Raw genomic sequence first — 16,435 nt, 5'->3', positions numbered from 1 at the left:
GAAGAAGGGAGGTACAATGGATGAACCGCCTAAAAGAAAAGCATTCAAAAGAAATTACTCCTGCTCTAATGAGCAAGTTTAACTATAAATCAGTTATGCAAGCACCTAAGCTTGAAAAAATCGTTATCAACATGGGTGTTGGTGACGCTGTTCAAAACGCTAAAGCACTAGATAAAGCTGTTGAGGAATTAACATTGATTACTGGTCAAAAGCCGGTTATCACTCGCGCTAAGAAATCTATCGCTGGCTTCCGTCTTCGTGAAGGTATGCCAATCGGTGCGAAAGTTACTCTTCGTGGAGAGCGCATGTATGAGTTCTTTGATAAGTTAGTATCTGTATCTCTTCCACGTGTACGTGACTTCCGCGGTATCTCTAAGAAGTCATTTGACGGCCGTGGTAACTATACTCTAGGTGTCAAAGAACAGTTGATCTTCCCTGAGATTGATTACGATAAAGTAAGCAAAGTTCGTGGTATGGATATCGTTATCGTAACTACAGCTAACACTGATGAAGAAGCTCGTGAACTTTTAACTCAATTTGGAATGCCATTCCAAAAGTAATCGCTAAATAGAGGGAGGCGAAAACGTGGCTAAAAAGTCAATGATTGCGAAGCAAAAACGCACGCCTAAACACAAGGTACAGGAGTACACTCGCTGCGAACGCTGCGGACGTCCACATTCTGTATACCGTAAATTTAAGCTTTGTCGTATTTGTTTCCGTGAATTAGCATATAAAGGACAAATTCCTGGCGTGAAAAAAGCTAGCTGGTAAACCCCAAGTATGGGAAGGAGGTAAAAACAATGGTCATGACAGATCCAATTGCAGACTTGCTAACTCGCATCCGTAATGCGAACATGGTTCGTCACGAAAAATTAGAAGTTCCTGCTTCTAACATCAAGAAGGAAATTGCTGAGATCTTAAAGCGTGAAGGTTTTGTACGTGATGTTGAGCTTATAGAGGATAACAAGCAAGGCATCATCCGCATTTTCTTAAAATACGGTTCAAACAACGAACGCGTTATCACTGGTCTTAAGCGTATCAGTAAGCCTGGTCTTCGTGTATACGCAAAGGCTGATGAAGTACCTCGCGTACTTAACGGTCTTGGAATCGCACTAGTTTCTACTTCTCAAGGAGTTCTTACAGACAAAGAAGCTCGCGCTAAACAAGTCGGCGGAGAAGTATTAGCATACGTTTGGTAATAGAGTTTTTCATGAATGGAGGTGCAATTAAATGTCTCGTATAGGTAAAAAACCAATCGAAATTCCATCTGGTGTTACTGTTACTATCGACAATAACACTGTTACTGTGAAGGGTCCTAAAGGTGAACTTTCCCGTTCATTCAACCAGGATATCGAAATCAAGGTGGAGGAGAACGTAATCAACGTTTCCCGTCCATCTGAAGCGAAAGAACACCGCGCATTGCACGGAACAACTCGCGCACTTCTAGCTAACATGGTTGAAGGTGTGTCAAAAGGATTCGAAAGAGGACTAGAGCTTATCGGTGTCGGTTACCGTGCTCAAAAACAAGGCAAAAAGCTTGTTTTAAACGTTGGTTACTCTCATCCTGTTGAAATCGAGCCTGAAGAAGGTATTGAAGTTGAAGTGCCATCTAACACAAAGATCATTGTTAAAGGTACTAGCAAAGAGCGTGTTGGTGCATTGGCTGCCAACATCCGTGATGTTCGTCCTCCAGAGCCTTACAAAGGTAAAGGTATCCGCTATGAAGGCGAATATGTTCGTCGTAAAGAAGGTAAAACTGGTAAGTAATGCCGCTTAGGTAAACGAAAGGAGTGACCGAAATGATTACGAAGGCTGATAAAAATGCAGTTCGTAAGAAAAGACATGCTCGTGTGCGTGCGAAACTTTCTGGAACTGCGGCTCGTCCTCGTTTAAATGTGTATCGTTCAAACAAGCACATTTATGCTCAACTTATTGATGATGTAAACGGAGTTACTGTAGCAAGTGCTTCTACACAAGATAAAGAAGTAAACCTTGATGCAACTGGCAACGTTGATGCAGCAGTTAAGGTCGGAGAATTAGTTGCAAAGCGCGCAGTCGAAAAAGGCGTTAAAGCTGTCGTTTTCGATCGTGGTGGCTATCTATATCATGGACGTGTTAAAGCATTAGCTGATGCAGCACGTGAAAATGGTTTAGAATTTTAATAGACAAAGGAGGGACACAAAAAGATGCGTCGTATTGATCCAAACAAACTTGAACTTGAAGAGCGCGTAGTTACGGTTAATCGTGTAGCAAAGGTTGTTAAAGGTGGACGTCGTTTTCGTTTCTCTGCTCTTGTAGTAGTAGGTGACAAAAACGGTCACGTTGGCTTTGGTACAGGTAAAGCACAGGAAGTTCCTGAAGCAATCCGCAAAGCTATTGAAGATGCTAAGAAAAACTTAGTCGAAGTACCTATGGTTGGAACTACAATTCCTCACCAGGTAATCGGTCACTTCGGTGCTGGAGAAATCCTTCTTAAGCCTGCTTCTGAAGGTACGGGAGTAATCGCCGGAGGTCCAGTTCGTGCGGTTCTAGAATTAGCTGGTGTTGGTGATATCTTATCTAAATCTTTAGGTACTAACACACCAATCAACATGGTTCGCGCCACTTTGAACGGTTTAACTCAATTAAAACGTGCTGAGGACGTAGCGAAATTACGTGGTAAATCAGTAGAAGAACTGTTAGGATAAGGAGGGATATCAAATGGCGAATAAACTAGAAGTAACCCTCACTCGCAGCGTGATTGGTCGCCCGCAAGACCAGCGCGAAACAGTTAAGGCTCTTGGCTTACGCAAAATGCACCAAACAGTTGAGCATCAAGATAATCCTGCTATCCGCGGAATGATCAACAAAGTTGCTCACCTTGTTGTGGTAAAAGAAAAATAATTCTATTCTTCTACAAATAAGGAGGTGCCAACATGAAACTTCATGAATTAAAGCCTGCAGAAGGTTCTCGTCAAGAACGCAAACGCAAAGGCCGTGGTATCGGTTCCGGTAATGGTAAAACTGCTGGTAAGGGTCATAAAGGTCAAAACGCTCGTTCTGGCGGCGGTGTCCGTCCTGGATTCGAGGGTGGTCAAACACCTTTATTCCAACGCTTGCCTAAGCGCGGTTTCACTAACATCAACCGTAAAGAATACGCGGTTGTGAACCTTGATGCTTTAAACCGTTTCGAAGATGGAGCAGAAGTAACTCCTGAGCTTCTTATCGAAACTGGTGTAGTAAGCAACGAAAAAGCAGGAATCAAGATTCTTGCAAAAGGCAAAGTTGAGAAAAAGCTTACAGTTAAAGCTCATAAATTCTCCTCTGCTGCAAAGGAAGCTATCGAAGCTGCCGGCGGTCAAATTGAGGTGATTTAATGTTTCAGACAATCTCCAATTTTATGCGTGTGGGTGATATAAGACGAAAGATTATTTTCACCCTTTTAATGCTGATCGTATTTCGCATCGGTACATTTATCCCTGTACCGGGCGTAAATGCAGATCTATTAAAAGCCCAGGATGAACTTAATGTATTCGGTGTTCTGAATACATTCGGCGGCGGGGCGCTCCTGAACTTCTCAATCCTTGCGATGGGCATCATGCCGTACATTACGGCATCCATCATTGTGCAGCTTCTGCAGATGGATGTTGTTCCTAAGTTTACGGAATGGTCTAAGCAGGGTGAGGTTGGACGCCGTAAGTTAGCTCAGTTTACCCGTTACTTTACTATCGTGCTTGGTTTTATCCAGGCTCTCGGTATGTCTTATGGGTTTAATAACCTAGCAGGCGGAATGCTGATTGAAAATCCGGGAATTACTTCTTATCTATTGATTGCTGTAGTATTGACTGCCGGAACTGCATTTCTAATGTGGCTTGGCGAGCAGATTACATCAAAAGGCGTAGGCAATGGTATTTCCATCATTATCTTTGCTGGTATCGCAGCTGGTATTCCTTCAACGGTTAACCAGATTTATGCTCAGCAGTTTGAAAATGCTGGAGAGCAGCTATTCCTTCGCATTGTGACAGTCGTGCTTATCCTGGTTGCAGTCATCGCTATTGTTGTGGGAACGATCTTTATCCAACAGGCATTAAGAAAAATTCCTATTCAATATGCTAAGCGCGTAACAGCAGGGAAAAATTCTGCTGGCGGACAATCAACTCATCTTCCGTTAAAAGTTAATGCAGCTGGTGTAATTCCAGTAATCTTTGCGATTTCTTTCATCATAACGCCAAGAACCATTGCAGGTTTCTTTGAGCAGAATGATGTGACGCTTTGGATTCAAAGAATATTTGACTACACGTCTCCAATCGGAATGGTCATTTATAGTGCATTAATCATTGCTTTTACTTATTTCTATGCTTTCATTCAGGTGAATCCGGAGCAAGTTGCGGAAAACCTGAAGAAGCAGGGCGGTTATATCCCGGGCATCCGTCCAGGAAATAACACGCAGGAATATTTGACTCGCGTCTTATATCGTTTAACATTGGTCGGTGCGCTCTTCCTGACGGTCATTTCTATCCTGCCGGTATTCTTCATTAATATCGCTGGATTACCTGAATCTGCGCAAATTGGAGGCACAAGTCTGCTAATCGTTGTCGGTGTTGCACTTGAAACGATGAAGCAGCTTGAAGCACAGCTGGTTAAGCGTCATTATAAAGGTTTCATTAAATAATTTGGGTGTAGGGAGCGTCTCGTTCCCTTATACCATTTAGAGACTAGGGGGAAATTGACGTGAATTTAGTTTTAATGGGGCTCCCTGGTGCCGGAAAAGGTACACAAGCCGAGAAGATCGTCCAAAAATACGGCATCCCTCATATCTCTACTGGAGATATGTTCCGTGCGGCTATTAAAGACGAAACGGACCTAGGCCTTAAAGCAAAATCATTCATGGATAAAGGCGAGCTTGTTCCTGATGAAGTAACAATCGGCATTGTCCGTGAACGTTTAAGCAAGGATGATTGCGAAAAAGGCTTTTTGCTGGATGGCTTCCCAAGAACGGTTGCCCAAGCAGATGCCCTTGAAAACATCCTTTCTGATTTAAATAAGAAAATTGATTATGTCATAAATATTGATGTTGATCAGAGCATTCTAATGGAACGTCTTACCGGACGCCGCATCTGTAAAGACTGCGGAGCTACTTATCACTTAGTATTCAATCCGCCAGCGAAGGACGGAGTGTGCGATCGCTGCGGCGGTGAGCTGTATCAGCGTGCTGATGATAATGAAGCTACTGTTCAGAATAGACTTGACGTTAATATTAAACAAACAAAACCGTTGCTTGATTTCTACGAAACGAAAGGTTATCTGCGCAATATTGATGGTCAGCAAGATATTAATAAAGTATTTTCTGATCTTGATGCTTTGCTCGGGGGCTTACAATGATCATTTGCAAAACCCCGCGTGAACTTGATATAATGCGTGAGGCCGGCAGGATCGTAGCACTTACACACCAGGAACTGAAGAAACATATTGTACCCGGAATCACAACCCGCGAATTAGATGATATTGCTGACCAGTTTATCCGTAAACACGATGCAATCCCGTCTTTTAAAGGGTATAATGGTTTCCGCGGCAGCATTTGTGCTTCAGTTAACGATGAACTTGTTCATGGGATCCCTGGTGATCGAGTTTTAAATAACGGTGATATAATCAGCATTGATATCGGTGCTAAATATAACGGTTATCATGGTGACTCAGCCTGGACTTATGCTATTGGCCAAATTGATGAGGAATCCGAGCGTCTGATGGATGTGACAGAGGAATCGTTATATAAGGGCCTTGAAGAAGCAAAACCGGGTGAGCGCTTGTCGAACATCTCCCATGCTATCCAAACGTATGCGGAATCTAATGGCTTTTCCATTGTACGCGAGTATGTCGGCCATGGTGTAGGGCAAGACTTACATGAGGATCCCCAAATTCCTCATTATGGACCGCCTAACAGAGGGCCGCGCTTAAAGCCGGGTATGGTACTTGCTATTGAACCTATGGTGAATGCAGGAAGTCGTTATGTTAAAACCTTAACCGATAACTGGACAGTTGTAACGGTTGACGGTAAAAGGTGTGCACATTTTGAGCACACAATAGCGATCACTGAAACCGGTTATGAAATATTAACAAAAGCCTAAGGTGCAGGTGATTCCATTGGTTGGTTCTGATACGAATCCGCAGCCTGGTCAAATTGTTTTGATCAAAAGCGGGCGCGATGCTGGTCAATATGCTATAATTATAAGGTTGATGGATGAAAGGTTTGTTATGCTTGCTGACGGCGGCAGGAAGAAATTCGATTGCCCGAAGAAAAAGAACATTCAGCATCTGCAATTGCTTAATTATATCTCTCCAGAAGTTCAGACCAGTCTCGAGGAGACCGGCCGTGTAACAAACGGAAAGTTGCGCTTTGCGCTTGCAAAGTATGTAAATGAATTCGTATATGATATGAAGAAGGGAGTATCGTTCAATGGCGAAAGACGATGTAATTGAAATAGAAGGCACAGTTGTTGATACTTTGCCAAATGCAATGTTTAAGGTAGAATTAGAAAATGGTCATACAGTGCTAGCTCATGTATCCGGTAAGATCCGTATGCACTTCATCCGCATTTTACCTGGAGATAAAGTAACAGTTGAGCTATCTCCATATGATTTAACACGCGGTAGAATCACATATCGTTTTAAATAATCATTGCACTCCGTACTATTAAGGAGGTTAGGATAATGAAAGTAAGACCATCAGTTAAACCAATCTGCGAAAAGTGTAAAGTTATCCGCAGACGTGGAAAAGTAATGGTTATCTGTGAAAACCCTAAACATAAACAAAAACAAGGTTAAATTGAAGGAGGTGCGCTTATACAATGGCACGTATTGCTGGTGTAGATGTTCCACGTGAAAAACGTGTAGTAATCTCATTAACTTATATCTTTGGTATTGGTAAATCTACAGCTCAAAAAGTTTTGGCTGAAGCTGGTGTTTCTGAAGACACTCGTGTTCGTGATCTTACAGAAGATGAACTTAACAAAATCCGTGACATCATTGACAAATTGAAAGTTGAAGGTGACCTTCGCCGTGAAGTATCACTTAACATCAAACGTCTAATGGAGATCGGAAGCTATCGCGGTCTACGTCATCGCCGTGGTTTACCGGTTCGCGGACAAAACACAAAAAACAACGCTCGTACTCGCAAAGGTCCTCGTAAGACTGTTGCGAACAAGAAGAAATAATCGGTAAAGGAGGTACTTTAAATGGCTCGTAAAACTAATACACGTAAGCGTCGTGTGAAAAAGAATATTGAACAAGGTATTGCACATATCCGTTCTACTTTCAATAACACAATCGTAACTATCACTGATGTTCATGGAAATGCTGTTTCCTGGTCAAGTGCTGGAGCTCTTGGATTCAAAGGTTCTCGTAAATCTACTCCATTCGCAGCGCAAATGGCAGCTGAAACTGCAGCTAAAACTTCTCAGGAACACGGTATGAAATCTCTTGAAGTAACTGTTAAAGGACCTGGTGCAGGACGTGAAGCTGCTATCCGTGCTCTTCAAGCTGCTGGTCTAGAAGTTACTGCTATCAGAGACGTAACTCCAGTTCCTCATAACGGATGTCGTCCACCAAAACGCCGCCGTGTATAATTTTTCTGTATAGATTTTGTATCCTTGTCTATAATGGGATATGATACTAATTTTTTAGTTATACAGAACAATTATTCCAGTTGTTGTGCACAAAACGGGAACGTATACATGGGGGAATTTCGGTTAGAGATTGCTAGCCGGGGTTTCGACGTTTTGAAGGAGGGTATATTTTGATGATCGAAATAGAAAAACCAAAAATCGAAACGGTTGAGATCAGCGATGATGCCAAGTACGGCAAGTTCGTCGTCGAGCCACTTGAGCGTGGATATGGTACAACTTTGGGTAACTCCTTACGTCGTATCCTTTTATCCTCACTCCCAGGTGCCGCTGTCACATCGATCCAAATTGATGGGGTACTTCATGAGTTCTCAACAATTGAAGGCGTCGTAGAAGATGTAACATCTATCATTTTAAACATTAAAAAACTAGCACTTAAAATCTACTCTGATGAAGAAAAAACATTGGAAATCGATGTTCAGGGTGAAGGTGTAGTGAAGGCAGCTGACGTAACTCATGACAGCGATGTTGAAATCCTTAATCCGGATCTTCATATTGCTACTCTAGGTTCAAATGCCCACCTGCGCATGCGTTTAACTGCAAGACGCGGACGAGGGTATACACCAGCTGACCAAAACAAGAGAGAAGATCAGCCAATCGGTGTGATTCCGATCGATTCCATCTACACTCCAGTATCTCGCATTTCTTATCAGGTAGAGAATACACGTGTGGGTCAAATGACTAACTATGATAAGTTAACATTCGATGTTTGGACTGACGGAAGTACAGGTCCTCAAGATGCGGTTGCACTTGGAGCGAAGATCTTAACTGAGCATTTGAATATCTTTGTCGGTTTAACTGATGAAGCTCAAAATGCCGAAATCATGGTTGAAAAAGAAGAAGACCAAAAAGAGAAAGTACTTGAGATGACAATTGAAGAACTTGATTTATCTGTACGTTCTTACAACTGCTTAAAGCGTGCTGGCATCAATACTGTTCAGGAATTAGCCAATAAGACTGAAGAGGATATGATGAAGGTCCGTAATCTGGGCAGAAAGTCACTTGAGGAAGTAAAACATAAATTAGAAGATCTTGGACTGGGCTTACGCAAAGACGATTGATTGATGTAAATTGATTCATCATCTTTATATGTTTGCTTTCAGCAGATTGAATGACTTCAACAAAGGAGGGAAACTTTCATGGGATACAGAAAGTTAGGACGCACTAGCTCACAACGTAAAGCTATGCTGCGTGACTTAGCAACAGATCTAATCATCAATGAGCGCATCGAAACAACTGAAGCTCGTGCAAAAGAACTTCGTTCAGTTGTTGAGAAAATGATCACTCTTGGAAAGCGCGGCGACTTGCATGCACGCCGTCAAGCAGCTGCTTTTGTTCGCAATGAGGTAGCTAACGCTGAAACTGACCAGGATGCAGTTCAAAAATTATTCAGCGACATCGCAACTCGTTATGAAGAGCGCCAAGGCGGATACACTCGTATTATGAAACTTGGACCTCGTCGTGGAGACGGTGCGCCAATGGTAATCATCGAGTTAGTATAATTTTTTAAGGAAAGGGCGCGGGACGGTTTCATTGAACTTGTTCTTTGCCCTTTTTCTATAAAAGCGGCTGTTTCCTTAATATGTTAGGAACGCCTATTTCAGGCCAAAAACGAGCGTTACGATGAGCATGTACAGCTATTATACAGGGATGGATGACCAATAGATTCCCCATTACCTGGTACACTGTCTTGTCTAGCTCATGCACCTCTTCCGGAAAGAAGATTTGCGCCCGGCAGTTTACTGCCTGACGGAAAGAGGTGCAGGCTTTTTTAAATTTAGTATGTTCATAAACCATAAGGAAATCGAGGTCTCTGAACAGTCATACTATAGCAAGAACCAACCACCATACTGCGTCAGTATGAGCTTTTAATAGGGAGGCATAATAGGCATCCAATAAGCTTAGATAGCAGAAATCCAGATTTTCTTGTGTATTACAAGTGTGGGAGAATGGTATCATTCAACGCTTGCTATCCGGTAACATAACCTATTATCGAACTATTTAAAGCTCGCCAAAAATGGCGGGTTTTTTCATTAGGATAAAAATATTAGAGCAGAGCTGAAATAGAGAAGCAGAGCTGAGAGGAGGACTTCACATGAACGAGCCGCTGGTAGAATTGAAAAATGTTTCGTTTAAATACGATGCAGAGGCTGGATATGCGCTGCACAATGTCTCTTTCAATATATGGAAAGGGGAATGGCTTGCTATTGTTGGCCATAATGGTTCCGGGAAATCAACACTAGCCAAACTTCTGAATGGCCTGCACTTTCCTCTGGAAGGCAGTATTACAGTAGGAGGAATTCCATTGACCGAAGAGACAGTCTGGGAAACCAGAAAGAAGATCGGCATGGTTTTTCAGAATCCGGATAACCAGTTTGTCGGAACGACCGTACAGGATGATGTGGCTTTTGGTTTAGAAAACCATGGAATTGAAAGAAATGACATGGTTCAGCGTGTTGCGCAATCACTGGAGAAAGTCAAAATGGAACAATTTCTTAATCAAGAGCCGCACCATCTTTCTGGCGGCCAGAAACAAAGGGTGGCCATTGCCGGCGTCATCGCCCTAAGGCCGGACATTATAATTCTGGACGAGTCAACCTCCATGCTTGATCCACGAGGGCGTGAAGAGGTGCTTGAAACCGTCAGAGAGCTGAAGCAGGACTATCATATGACAGTCATCTCCATCACACATGATTTGGAGGAAGCTGCAAAGGCTGATCGCATCGTGGTTATGAACAGAGGACAGTTATATCGGGAAGGCACACCTGAGGAAATCTTTCAAATGGATGAAGAGCTTGTAAAGCTGGGCCTGGATATTCCTTTTCCTGTGAAGCTAAGCAAGATATTAAGAGAAAAAGGCTTGCCGTTATCAAGGCATTATTTATCTGAAGAAGAGTTGGTGGAAGAATTATGGACATCTCACTCCAAAATGTAGAATACCGGTATCAGGTCAATACGCCATTTGAACGCCTCGCGATAAAGGATGTTTCCATTGATATTCCATCAGGCACGTTTCTGGCAATTATCGGTCATACGGGATCAGGCAAATCGACTGTCCTCCAGCATTTAAATGCCCTGCTTAAACCGACAGAAGGCCAGGTAGTGATTGGAGAGCGTCTGATCACCTCGCATAAGAAACAAAAAAACCTGAAGGAAATCCGCCAAAGGGTCGGCATCGTGTTTCAATTTCCTGAGCATCAGCTGTTTGAGGAAACGGTCGAGAAAGATATATGCTTTGGTCCGATGAACTTCGGAGTGTCAGAAGAGGAAGCCAAAAAAGAGCAAGAGCAGCCATAAGCCAGGTTGGCCTGCCGGAGGAAATTTTACACAAGTCCCCATTTGACCTGTCAGGCGGCCAAATGAGACGGGTGGCGATAGCGGGAGTACTGGCAATGGAGCCTGATGTCATTGTCCTGGATGAGCCTACTGCAGGGCTTGACCCGCGGGGAAGAAAAGAAATCATGGATATGTTCTACAGCCTGCATGGTACAAGAGGGCTATCGACAGTGCTCGTGACACATAGCATGGAGGACGCCTCCCGCTATGCTGATCAGATTGTCATCATGCACAACGGTGAAGTGTACAGAAAGGGAACGCCTAAAGAAATCTTTTCTTCTCCGGAAGGCTTGCTTAAGCTTGGCCTCGATGTTCCGGAGGTTGTCCGTTTTCAGCTGAAAATGGAAGAATCACTTAACATCCGTTTATCTAAGACATGTCTGACCATGGATGAGCTGACGGATGAGATTGCTGCTGCGATGAAAAGGGGGACGCCAAAATGATGGATAAAATGATCTTTGGGCGCTATGTTCCGGCAGAGTCTGTCCTGCACAGGATGGATCCCCGTTCTAAGCTAGTCCTTATTTTCTTATTCGTGTGCATTGTCTTCCTGGCAAATAATATGCTGACATACGGCTTACTTACGGTTTACACCTTTTTGATGATTGCTTTATCGAAGGTTCCGATTCGGTTTATCTATACAGGGTTAAAGCCGGTCCTTCTGCTTGTTATTTTTACATTATTCCTCCACTTGTTTTTGACAAAAGAGGGTGAAGTCCTCTTCCGTTTTGGATGGATTACAATCTATGAAGAAGGTTTGAGACAGGGGATTTTCATATCATTGCGCTTCTTCCTGCTCATTCTGATGACTTCCATTCTGACTTTGACAACGACTCCGATTGAAATAACGGATGGTCTGGAAAGCCTGCTGGCTCCATTGAATAAAATCAAGTTTCCGGTGCATGAACTGGCATTAATGATGTCGATTTCTCTTCGCTTTATCCCGACACTTATGCAGGAAACGGATAAAATCATGAAAGCTCAGACAGCCAGGGGAGTCGATTTTTCAAGCGGCCCGATTAAAGAACGTATCAAAGCCATTATTCCTCTCTTAATCCCTTTGTTTGTCAGTTCGTTCAAACGGGCTGAGGAGCTTGCTGTAGCGATGGAGTCACGCGGCTATAGAGGCGGGGAAGGCAGAACGAAATACAGGCAGCTTAACTGGGGTCTGAAGGATACGGCAATGCTGGCAATGCTTGCAGCCCTGACTCTGGTGTTAATCCTGCTGAGGACGTAATGAGGTGACCCTATGCAAAGATTTAAATGTAATATAACGTATGACGGCACCCATTTTGCAGGCTATCAGGTGCAGCCTGGCAAGCGGACTGTTCAAGGAGAGCTGGAGAGGGCCTTAAAGAAGCTTCATAAAGGAGAAGACATCAAGGTCACAGCCTCAGGCAGAACCGATGCGGGTGTCCATGCAAGGGGCCAGGTGATCCATTTCGATTCCCCTTTGAATATTCCTATTGGAAAATGGGAAATCGCCCTTAATTCCCTGCTGCCGGATGAGGTGGCCATAGTGGGGGCTGAGACAGTGCCTGATGACTTTCATGTCCGTTTTGATGCGAAAGGGAAGGAATATCGGTACTTCGTGCATCGCTCATCCAGGAGAGACCCTTTTAAACGACATTATGCCTATCATTACCCCTATCCCTTAAATACGGATGCAATCAAACAAGCGGCTGCGGATTTAATAGGGACACATGATTTTACAAGCTTCTGCTCCGCTAAGACGGAAGTGGAGGATAAGGTCAGGGAACTACAGGAGATAGAGGTGCAGGAAAAAGAGGATATGCTCATCTTCCGCTTTAGAGGCACCGGATTCTTATATAATATGGTCCGCATCCTGGCCGGCACACTACTTGAAGTTGGCTCAGGGGAAAGAGACCCCGATTCCATGCCTTCTGTTCTTAAAGAAAAAAACAGATCAGCTGCAGGGAAAACAGCGCCTCCTCAAGGTTTATATTTGTGGAAAGTTTTTTATTAAAATTTTGGAAAAAACAATTGAAGAACCGCGAGGGCGCGTTGTAAAGCCAAACTCATATAAAAAAAGAGTTTAAAACAACTAAACCAGGTGTAACATTCGCTTGACATTGGACTGTCAAAGTTATATTATAGCATATGGTATTATTATTAAAACCACGATAAGCCCCGGAACTTATTGTGTCGAATAGATAAACCAAAAAAATGATTATGAATGGAATTATTAGGAGGGAAACTGATGCGTACAACGTTTATGGCGAATTCAAACAATATCGAACGTAAATGGTACGTGATTGATGCTGAAGGCAAAACTCTTGGTCGTCTTGCTAGTGAAGTTGCATCAATTCTACGTGGTAAACATAAACCAACTTATACACCACATGTTGATACTGGTGATCATGTAATTCTTATCAATGCTTCAAAAATCGAACTTACTGGGAAAAAGCTTACTGACAAGATCTACTATCGTCACAGCATGCACCCAGGCGGTCTAAAAACAAGAACTGCTCTTGAAATGCGTACAAACTACCCTGAGAGAATGCTTGAGCTTGCAATCAAAGGCATGCTTCCAAAGAACTCTCTTGGTCGTCAAATGTTCAAGAAATTACACGTATATGCTGGTAGCGAACATAAGCACCAAGCACAACAACCTGAAGTTTACGAACTTCGTGGATAATTTTTAGGGAGGTTATTAACTTGGCACAGGTTCAATATATTGGTACTGGTCGTCGTAAGAGCTCCGTTGCACGTGTTCGTTTAGTTCCAGGCGACGGTAAAATCATCATCAATGGTCGTGAAATCACAGATTACATTCCTTTTGCAGCTTTACGTGAAGTTGTAAAACAGCCGCTTGTAGCTACTGAAACTGTTAACAGCTACGACATTCTTGTAAATGTAAACGGCGGTGGATACACTGGTCAAGCTGGCGCAATCCGCCACGGCATCGCTCGTGCATTGCTTCAAGCAGATCCAGAATTCCGTCCAACATTAAAGCGCGCAGGACTATTAACTCGTGACGCACGTATGAAAGAGCGTAAGAAATACGGTCTTAAAGGTGCTCGTCGTGCTCCTCAGTTCTCAAAGCGTTAATATTTGCTTATCAAAGCTCTCAGCCATTTTGGCTGGGAGTTTTTTTATTTCTTATTTTATTTATTTGCAGCTTTTTTATTCGGCACAGCTCAGCCAGTTGGCCAGGCTTTGTGTTTGTGCACTTTTAAGACATGGGAAAATATATTTTTGCAAATATGGGCCTGAGAGGGGATTATTCACGCTGAGGGAGCCTCAGCGAATCTTAGGCAGCATATGTTAGCGTTTTCATTCACTATCTCGCCCATATCCTCCCGTCTTTCCCTAATACCCTTGAATATGTATTTAAGCATGTTACGATAGATAACGTTGATAAAATACGAACGGTTATACGAACAGTTTGTTCATTTAAAGGAGGATGTCCATGTTAGCCAATAAAACAATTGCTTTTTTAGGAGCAGGGTCAATGGCTGAATCAATGATCTCGGGAGTGATGACAGCTGGGGAAATATCACCCGATCGAGTATTTGTAACGAATAGGAGCAATGCAGACAGACTGGAAGAGATTCATGATAAGTACGGTGTGAGTGCGATGCCCCAAAGCGAGCTTCCATTTGAGGAGATTGATTTATTCATTTTAGCCATGAAACCAAAAGGTGCAGAGGAAGCTCTGCGTTCGATTAAAGATAAATTAAATCCCGGCCAGGTAATTCTTTCTGTTTTGGCAGGCATTACAACTGAGTTCATGGAAGACCATTTAAATCCGGGACAGCAGGTTGTGCGTGTGATGCCAAATACTTCGAGCATGATTCAGGAATCTGCGACGGCTGTCGTGGCAGGCAAGAATACCAGCATGGCCAATGTAGAATTGGTTAAGGAATTGCTGGAATGCATGGGGGAAGTGTATATCATTGATGAAGACCAGATGGATGTTTTTACGGGATTAGCCGGAAGCGGTCCTGCTTACTTCTATTATCTGATGGAAAATATGGAGCGGGTAGGGGTGCAAAAAGGCATGGATGAAGAGACTGTACGAAAAATTGTCGCCCAGACGATTTTTGGAGCAGCTAAGATGGTGCTTGAAAAGGATGAAGCTCCAACTTCTCTTAGAGAGAAAGTGACCTCGCCAAATGGCACAACTGCTTCAGGGCTCGAAGCTTTAAGGAGATACAATGGAGGAGAAGCTATCACACAGGCAGTGGAGCATGCCGCCAAACGTTCAAAGGAGATCAGCGAAGAATTGGAAGGCGCCCTTGTCACTTCCTAAGGGAAATGGGATTTATAAGTTCACAGGAGGTATTGGATGTTGAGTAAAGAAAAGCAGATAAAAAGAGTTGTTATTAAGATCGGAAGCAGCTCACTAACAAGCATGCATGGGGAGATCAGCCGCAGAAAGCTTGAAAAATTTGCAGAGCAAATTGTCGAGCTGAAGGATGCTGGCTATGAAACAGCTGTCGTGTCATCAGGTGCTGTAGCTGCAGGCTACCGGAAGCTCGGCTGCCTTAACCGTCCTTCTTCCCTTCCGGAAAAACAGGCTGCTGCTTCAATTGGCCAGGGCTTATTAATGGAATCTTACTCAGAACTCTTTTTATCTCACGGGTATGTCGCTTCACAAATCTTAATTACCAGAAGCGATTTCTCCGATGAAAAGCGTTATGGCAACATGCATAACACCATGAATGTGCTGCTGGAGCGCGGAATCATCCCGATTATAAATGAAAATGACACGGTTACAGTCGACCGTTTGCGATTCGGGGACAATGATACCCTGGCGGCAAAAGTGGCAGGTCTGATCGATGCTGATTTATTGATTATTTTATCAGACGTTGACGGCCTCTATGACTGCAACCCCAATGACAATCCTGGTGCAAGTCTTCTGGAGAGGGTTCACAGCATTACACCTGAAATTGAAGCTGCTGCAGGAGGATCTGGAAGTGCTGTAGGAACAGGCGGCATGAAGTCAAAAATCCAGGCAGTGAAAATTGCCATGGCTGCGGGAATTGATTCTTTTTTAGGAAAAGCAGGTACGGAAAATATCTTAATGGAAGCTGTGGAAGGCAGGGCGAAAGGAACCTACTTCAAGCCGGAACCGGATGCATTCAATCTGGATAACCAGAAACAGTGGATTGCATTTCACTCAGGCCCTGAAGGCAAGGTGACCATCAGCTCTCATGGGATAGAGGCGATTGTGGATCATCAGGAAAACCTTTATCTCTCTGATATTCAGGAAGTAAAAGGGCGATTTAAAAATGGCGCAGTTGTCCGCATTCTGGATGAAGAGGGAAAAGAAATCGGCCTCGGCCGCATTAATTATTCAAACGAACAGTTAAATGACCATACAGCAGATGAAGAGCTGGAACCGGCCATTGCTCAAGAAACGTTTGTATGTTCCCGCGACTTTAAGCTGCCGGCACTTGTTTAAACTAATAGGA

General features: G+C 43.4%; 25 protein-coding genes and 1 pseudogene. All 26 read left to right on the top strand.

The window, feature by feature from the left end; all coding sequences use genetic code 11:
• The first annotated feature begins 20 nt into the window (after positions 1 to 20).
• The 26 genes and pseudogenes from rplE (at position 21) to proB (ending at position 16,425) form a co-directional block, all read left to right on the top strand.
• Positions 21 to 560, top strand: a complete 540-nt coding sequence (gene rplE / locus M5V91_RS21655) for a 50S ribosomal protein L5 (protein WP_009336592.1) — start codon at positions 21 to 23, stop codon at positions 558 to 560.
• A gap of 25 nt (positions 561 to 585) precedes the next feature.
• Positions 586 to 771: a 30S ribosomal protein S14 gene (rpsN, locus tag M5V91_RS21650; protein ID WP_009336593.1), complete on the top strand. Its 186-nt coding sequence runs from the start codon at positions 586 to 588 to the stop codon at positions 769 to 771.
• A 29-nt stretch (positions 772 to 800) separates the two neighbouring features.
• A complete protein-coding gene (gene rpsH, locus M5V91_RS21645; protein ID WP_009336594.1) occupies positions 801 to 1,199 on the top strand; it encodes a 30S ribosomal protein S8 in 399 nt (132 codons plus the stop codon).
• Positions 1,200 to 1,230: 31 nt separating this feature from the next.
• Complete coding sequence (gene rplF, locus M5V91_RS21640) at positions 1,231 to 1,767, top strand: 50S ribosomal protein L6 (RefSeq protein ID WP_009336595.1); 537 nt, start codon at positions 1,231 to 1,233, stop codon at positions 1,765 to 1,767.
• Between the two features lie 32 nt (positions 1,768 to 1,799).
• Positions 1,800 to 2,162: a 50S ribosomal protein L18 gene (gene rplR / locus M5V91_RS21635; RefSeq protein ID WP_009336596.1), complete on the top strand. Its 363-nt coding sequence runs from the start codon at positions 1,800 to 1,802 to the stop codon at positions 2,160 to 2,162.
• A gap of 24 nt (positions 2,163 to 2,186) precedes the next feature.
• A complete protein-coding gene (rpsE, locus tag M5V91_RS21630; RefSeq protein ID WP_009336597.1) occupies positions 2,187 to 2,687 on the top strand; it encodes a 30S ribosomal protein S5 in 501 nt (166 codons plus the stop codon).
• Positions 2,688 to 2,700: 13 nt separating this feature from the next.
• Positions 2,701 to 2,883 carry a 50S ribosomal protein L30 gene (gene rpmD / locus M5V91_RS21625; RefSeq protein ID WP_009336598.1) on the top strand — a complete coding sequence of 61 codons (183 nt, stop codon included), beginning with the start codon at positions 2,701 to 2,703 and terminating at the stop codon, positions 2,881 to 2,883.
• Positions 2,884 to 2,915: 32 nt separating this feature from the next.
• Entirely contained in the window at positions 2,916 to 3,356 is a 441-nt protein-coding gene (rplO, locus tag M5V91_RS21620) for a 50S ribosomal protein L15 (protein WP_284521495.1), read from the top strand.
• A complete protein-coding gene (gene secY, locus M5V91_RS21615; RefSeq protein ID WP_009336600.1) occupies positions 3,356 to 4,651 on the top strand; it encodes a preprotein translocase subunit SecY in 1,296 nt (431 codons plus the stop codon). Before rplO ends, secY begins: the two co-directional genes overlap by 1 nt.
• 59 nt (positions 4,652 to 4,710) lie before the next feature.
• On the top strand, positions 4,711 to 5,361 hold the full coding sequence (locus M5V91_RS21610) for an adenylate kinase (RefSeq protein WP_009336601.1): 651 nt from the start codon (positions 4,711 to 4,713) through the stop codon (positions 5,359 to 5,361).
• Entirely contained in the window at positions 5,358 to 6,104 is a 747-nt protein-coding gene (map, locus tag M5V91_RS21605) for a type I methionyl aminopeptidase (RefSeq protein ID WP_009336602.1), read from the top strand. Before M5V91_RS21610 ends, map begins: the two co-directional genes overlap by 4 nt.
• A gap of 16 nt (positions 6,105 to 6,120) precedes the next feature.
• The gene (locus M5V91_RS21600; protein WP_009336603.1) at positions 6,121 to 6,456 is read left to right on the top strand and encodes a KOW domain-containing RNA-binding protein; all 336 of its coding nucleotides are present in this window, start codon (positions 6,121 to 6,123) and stop codon (positions 6,454 to 6,456) included.
• The gene (gene infA / locus M5V91_RS21595; protein WP_009336604.1) at positions 6,434 to 6,652 is read left to right on the top strand and encodes a translation initiation factor IF-1; all 219 of its coding nucleotides are present in this window, start codon (positions 6,434 to 6,436) and stop codon (positions 6,650 to 6,652) included. The genes M5V91_RS21600 and infA overlap by 23 nt, the downstream gene beginning before the upstream one ends.
• 35 nt (positions 6,653 to 6,687) lie before the next feature.
• Positions 6,688 to 6,801, top strand: a complete 114-nt coding sequence (gene rpmJ / locus M5V91_RS21590) for a 50S ribosomal protein L36 (RefSeq protein ID WP_000868344.1) — start codon at positions 6,688 to 6,690, stop codon at positions 6,799 to 6,801.
• A gap of 23 nt (positions 6,802 to 6,824) precedes the next feature.
• Positions 6,825 to 7,190 (top strand): 30S ribosomal protein S13, encoded by a 366-nt coding sequence (gene rpsM / locus M5V91_RS21585; RefSeq protein ID WP_009336605.1) that lies wholly within the window; start codon positions 6,825 to 6,827, stop codon positions 7,188 to 7,190.
• Between the two features lie 21 nt (positions 7,191 to 7,211).
• A complete protein-coding gene (rpsK, locus tag M5V91_RS21580) occupies positions 7,212 to 7,601 on the top strand; it encodes a 30S ribosomal protein S11 (protein WP_009336606.1) in 390 nt (129 codons plus the stop codon).
• Between the two features lie 173 nt (positions 7,602 to 7,774).
• Positions 7,775 to 8,719, top strand: a complete 945-nt coding sequence (locus M5V91_RS21575; protein WP_009336607.1) for a DNA-directed RNA polymerase subunit alpha — start codon at positions 7,775 to 7,777, stop codon at positions 8,717 to 8,719.
• A 78-nt stretch (positions 8,720 to 8,797) separates the two neighbouring features.
• Entirely contained in the window at positions 8,798 to 9,160 is a 363-nt protein-coding gene (gene rplQ / locus M5V91_RS21570; RefSeq protein WP_009336608.1) for a 50S ribosomal protein L17, read from the top strand.
• A gap of 593 nt (positions 9,161 to 9,753) precedes the next feature.
• Positions 9,754 to 10,593, top strand: a complete 840-nt coding sequence (locus M5V91_RS21565; protein WP_071157961.1) for an energy-coupling factor ABC transporter ATP-binding protein — start codon at positions 9,754 to 9,756, stop codon at positions 10,591 to 10,593.
• Positions 10,569 to 11,437: pseudogene (locus tag M5V91_RS21560) on the top strand (energy-coupling factor ABC transporter ATP-binding protein). The gene M5V91_RS21565 and the pseudogene M5V91_RS21560 overlap by 25 nt, the downstream one beginning before the upstream one ends.
• The gene (locus M5V91_RS21555; RefSeq protein ID WP_009336611.1) at positions 11,434 to 12,231 is read left to right on the top strand and encodes an energy-coupling factor transporter transmembrane component T family protein; all 798 of its coding nucleotides are present in this window, start codon (positions 11,434 to 11,436) and stop codon (positions 12,229 to 12,231) included. Before M5V91_RS21560 ends, M5V91_RS21555 begins: the two are co-directional and overlap by 4 nt.
• 12 nt (positions 12,232 to 12,243) lie before the next feature.
• Entirely contained in the window at positions 12,244 to 12,981 is a 738-nt protein-coding gene (gene truA / locus M5V91_RS21550) for a tRNA pseudouridine(38-40) synthase TruA (protein ID WP_019382786.1), read from the top strand.
• A gap of 234 nt (positions 12,982 to 13,215) precedes the next feature.
• Positions 13,216 to 13,653, top strand: a complete 438-nt coding sequence (gene rplM / locus M5V91_RS21545; RefSeq protein WP_009336613.1) for a 50S ribosomal protein L13 — start codon at positions 13,216 to 13,218, stop codon at positions 13,651 to 13,653.
• A 20-nt stretch (positions 13,654 to 13,673) separates the two neighbouring features.
• Complete coding sequence (gene rpsI / locus M5V91_RS21540) at positions 13,674 to 14,066, top strand: 30S ribosomal protein S9 (protein ID WP_009336614.1); 393 nt, start codon at positions 13,674 to 13,676, stop codon at positions 14,064 to 14,066.
• A gap of 361 nt (positions 14,067 to 14,427) precedes the next feature.
• Positions 14,428 to 15,270, top strand: coding sequence for a pyrroline-5-carboxylate reductase (proC, locus tag M5V91_RS21535; RefSeq protein ID WP_019382788.1), 843 nt, complete (start codon positions 14,428 to 14,430; stop codon positions 15,268 to 15,270).
• Positions 15,271 to 15,306: 36 nt separating this feature from the next.
• The gene (gene proB, locus M5V91_RS21530; protein WP_009336616.1) at positions 15,307 to 16,425 is read left to right on the top strand and encodes a glutamate 5-kinase; all 1,119 of its coding nucleotides are present in this window, start codon (positions 15,307 to 15,309) and stop codon (positions 16,423 to 16,425) included.
• Positions 16,426 to 16,435: the final 10 nt, after the last annotated feature.

The organism is Cytobacillus pseudoceanisediminis (genome assembly GCF_023516215.1).
GTDB lineage: Bacteria > Bacillota > Bacilli > Bacillales > Cytobacillaceae > Cytobacillus > Cytobacillus pseudoceanisediminis.
The sequence above is the reverse complement of the archived record's forward strand: the minus strand, read 5'-3'. Positions and strand labels throughout refer to the sequence as shown.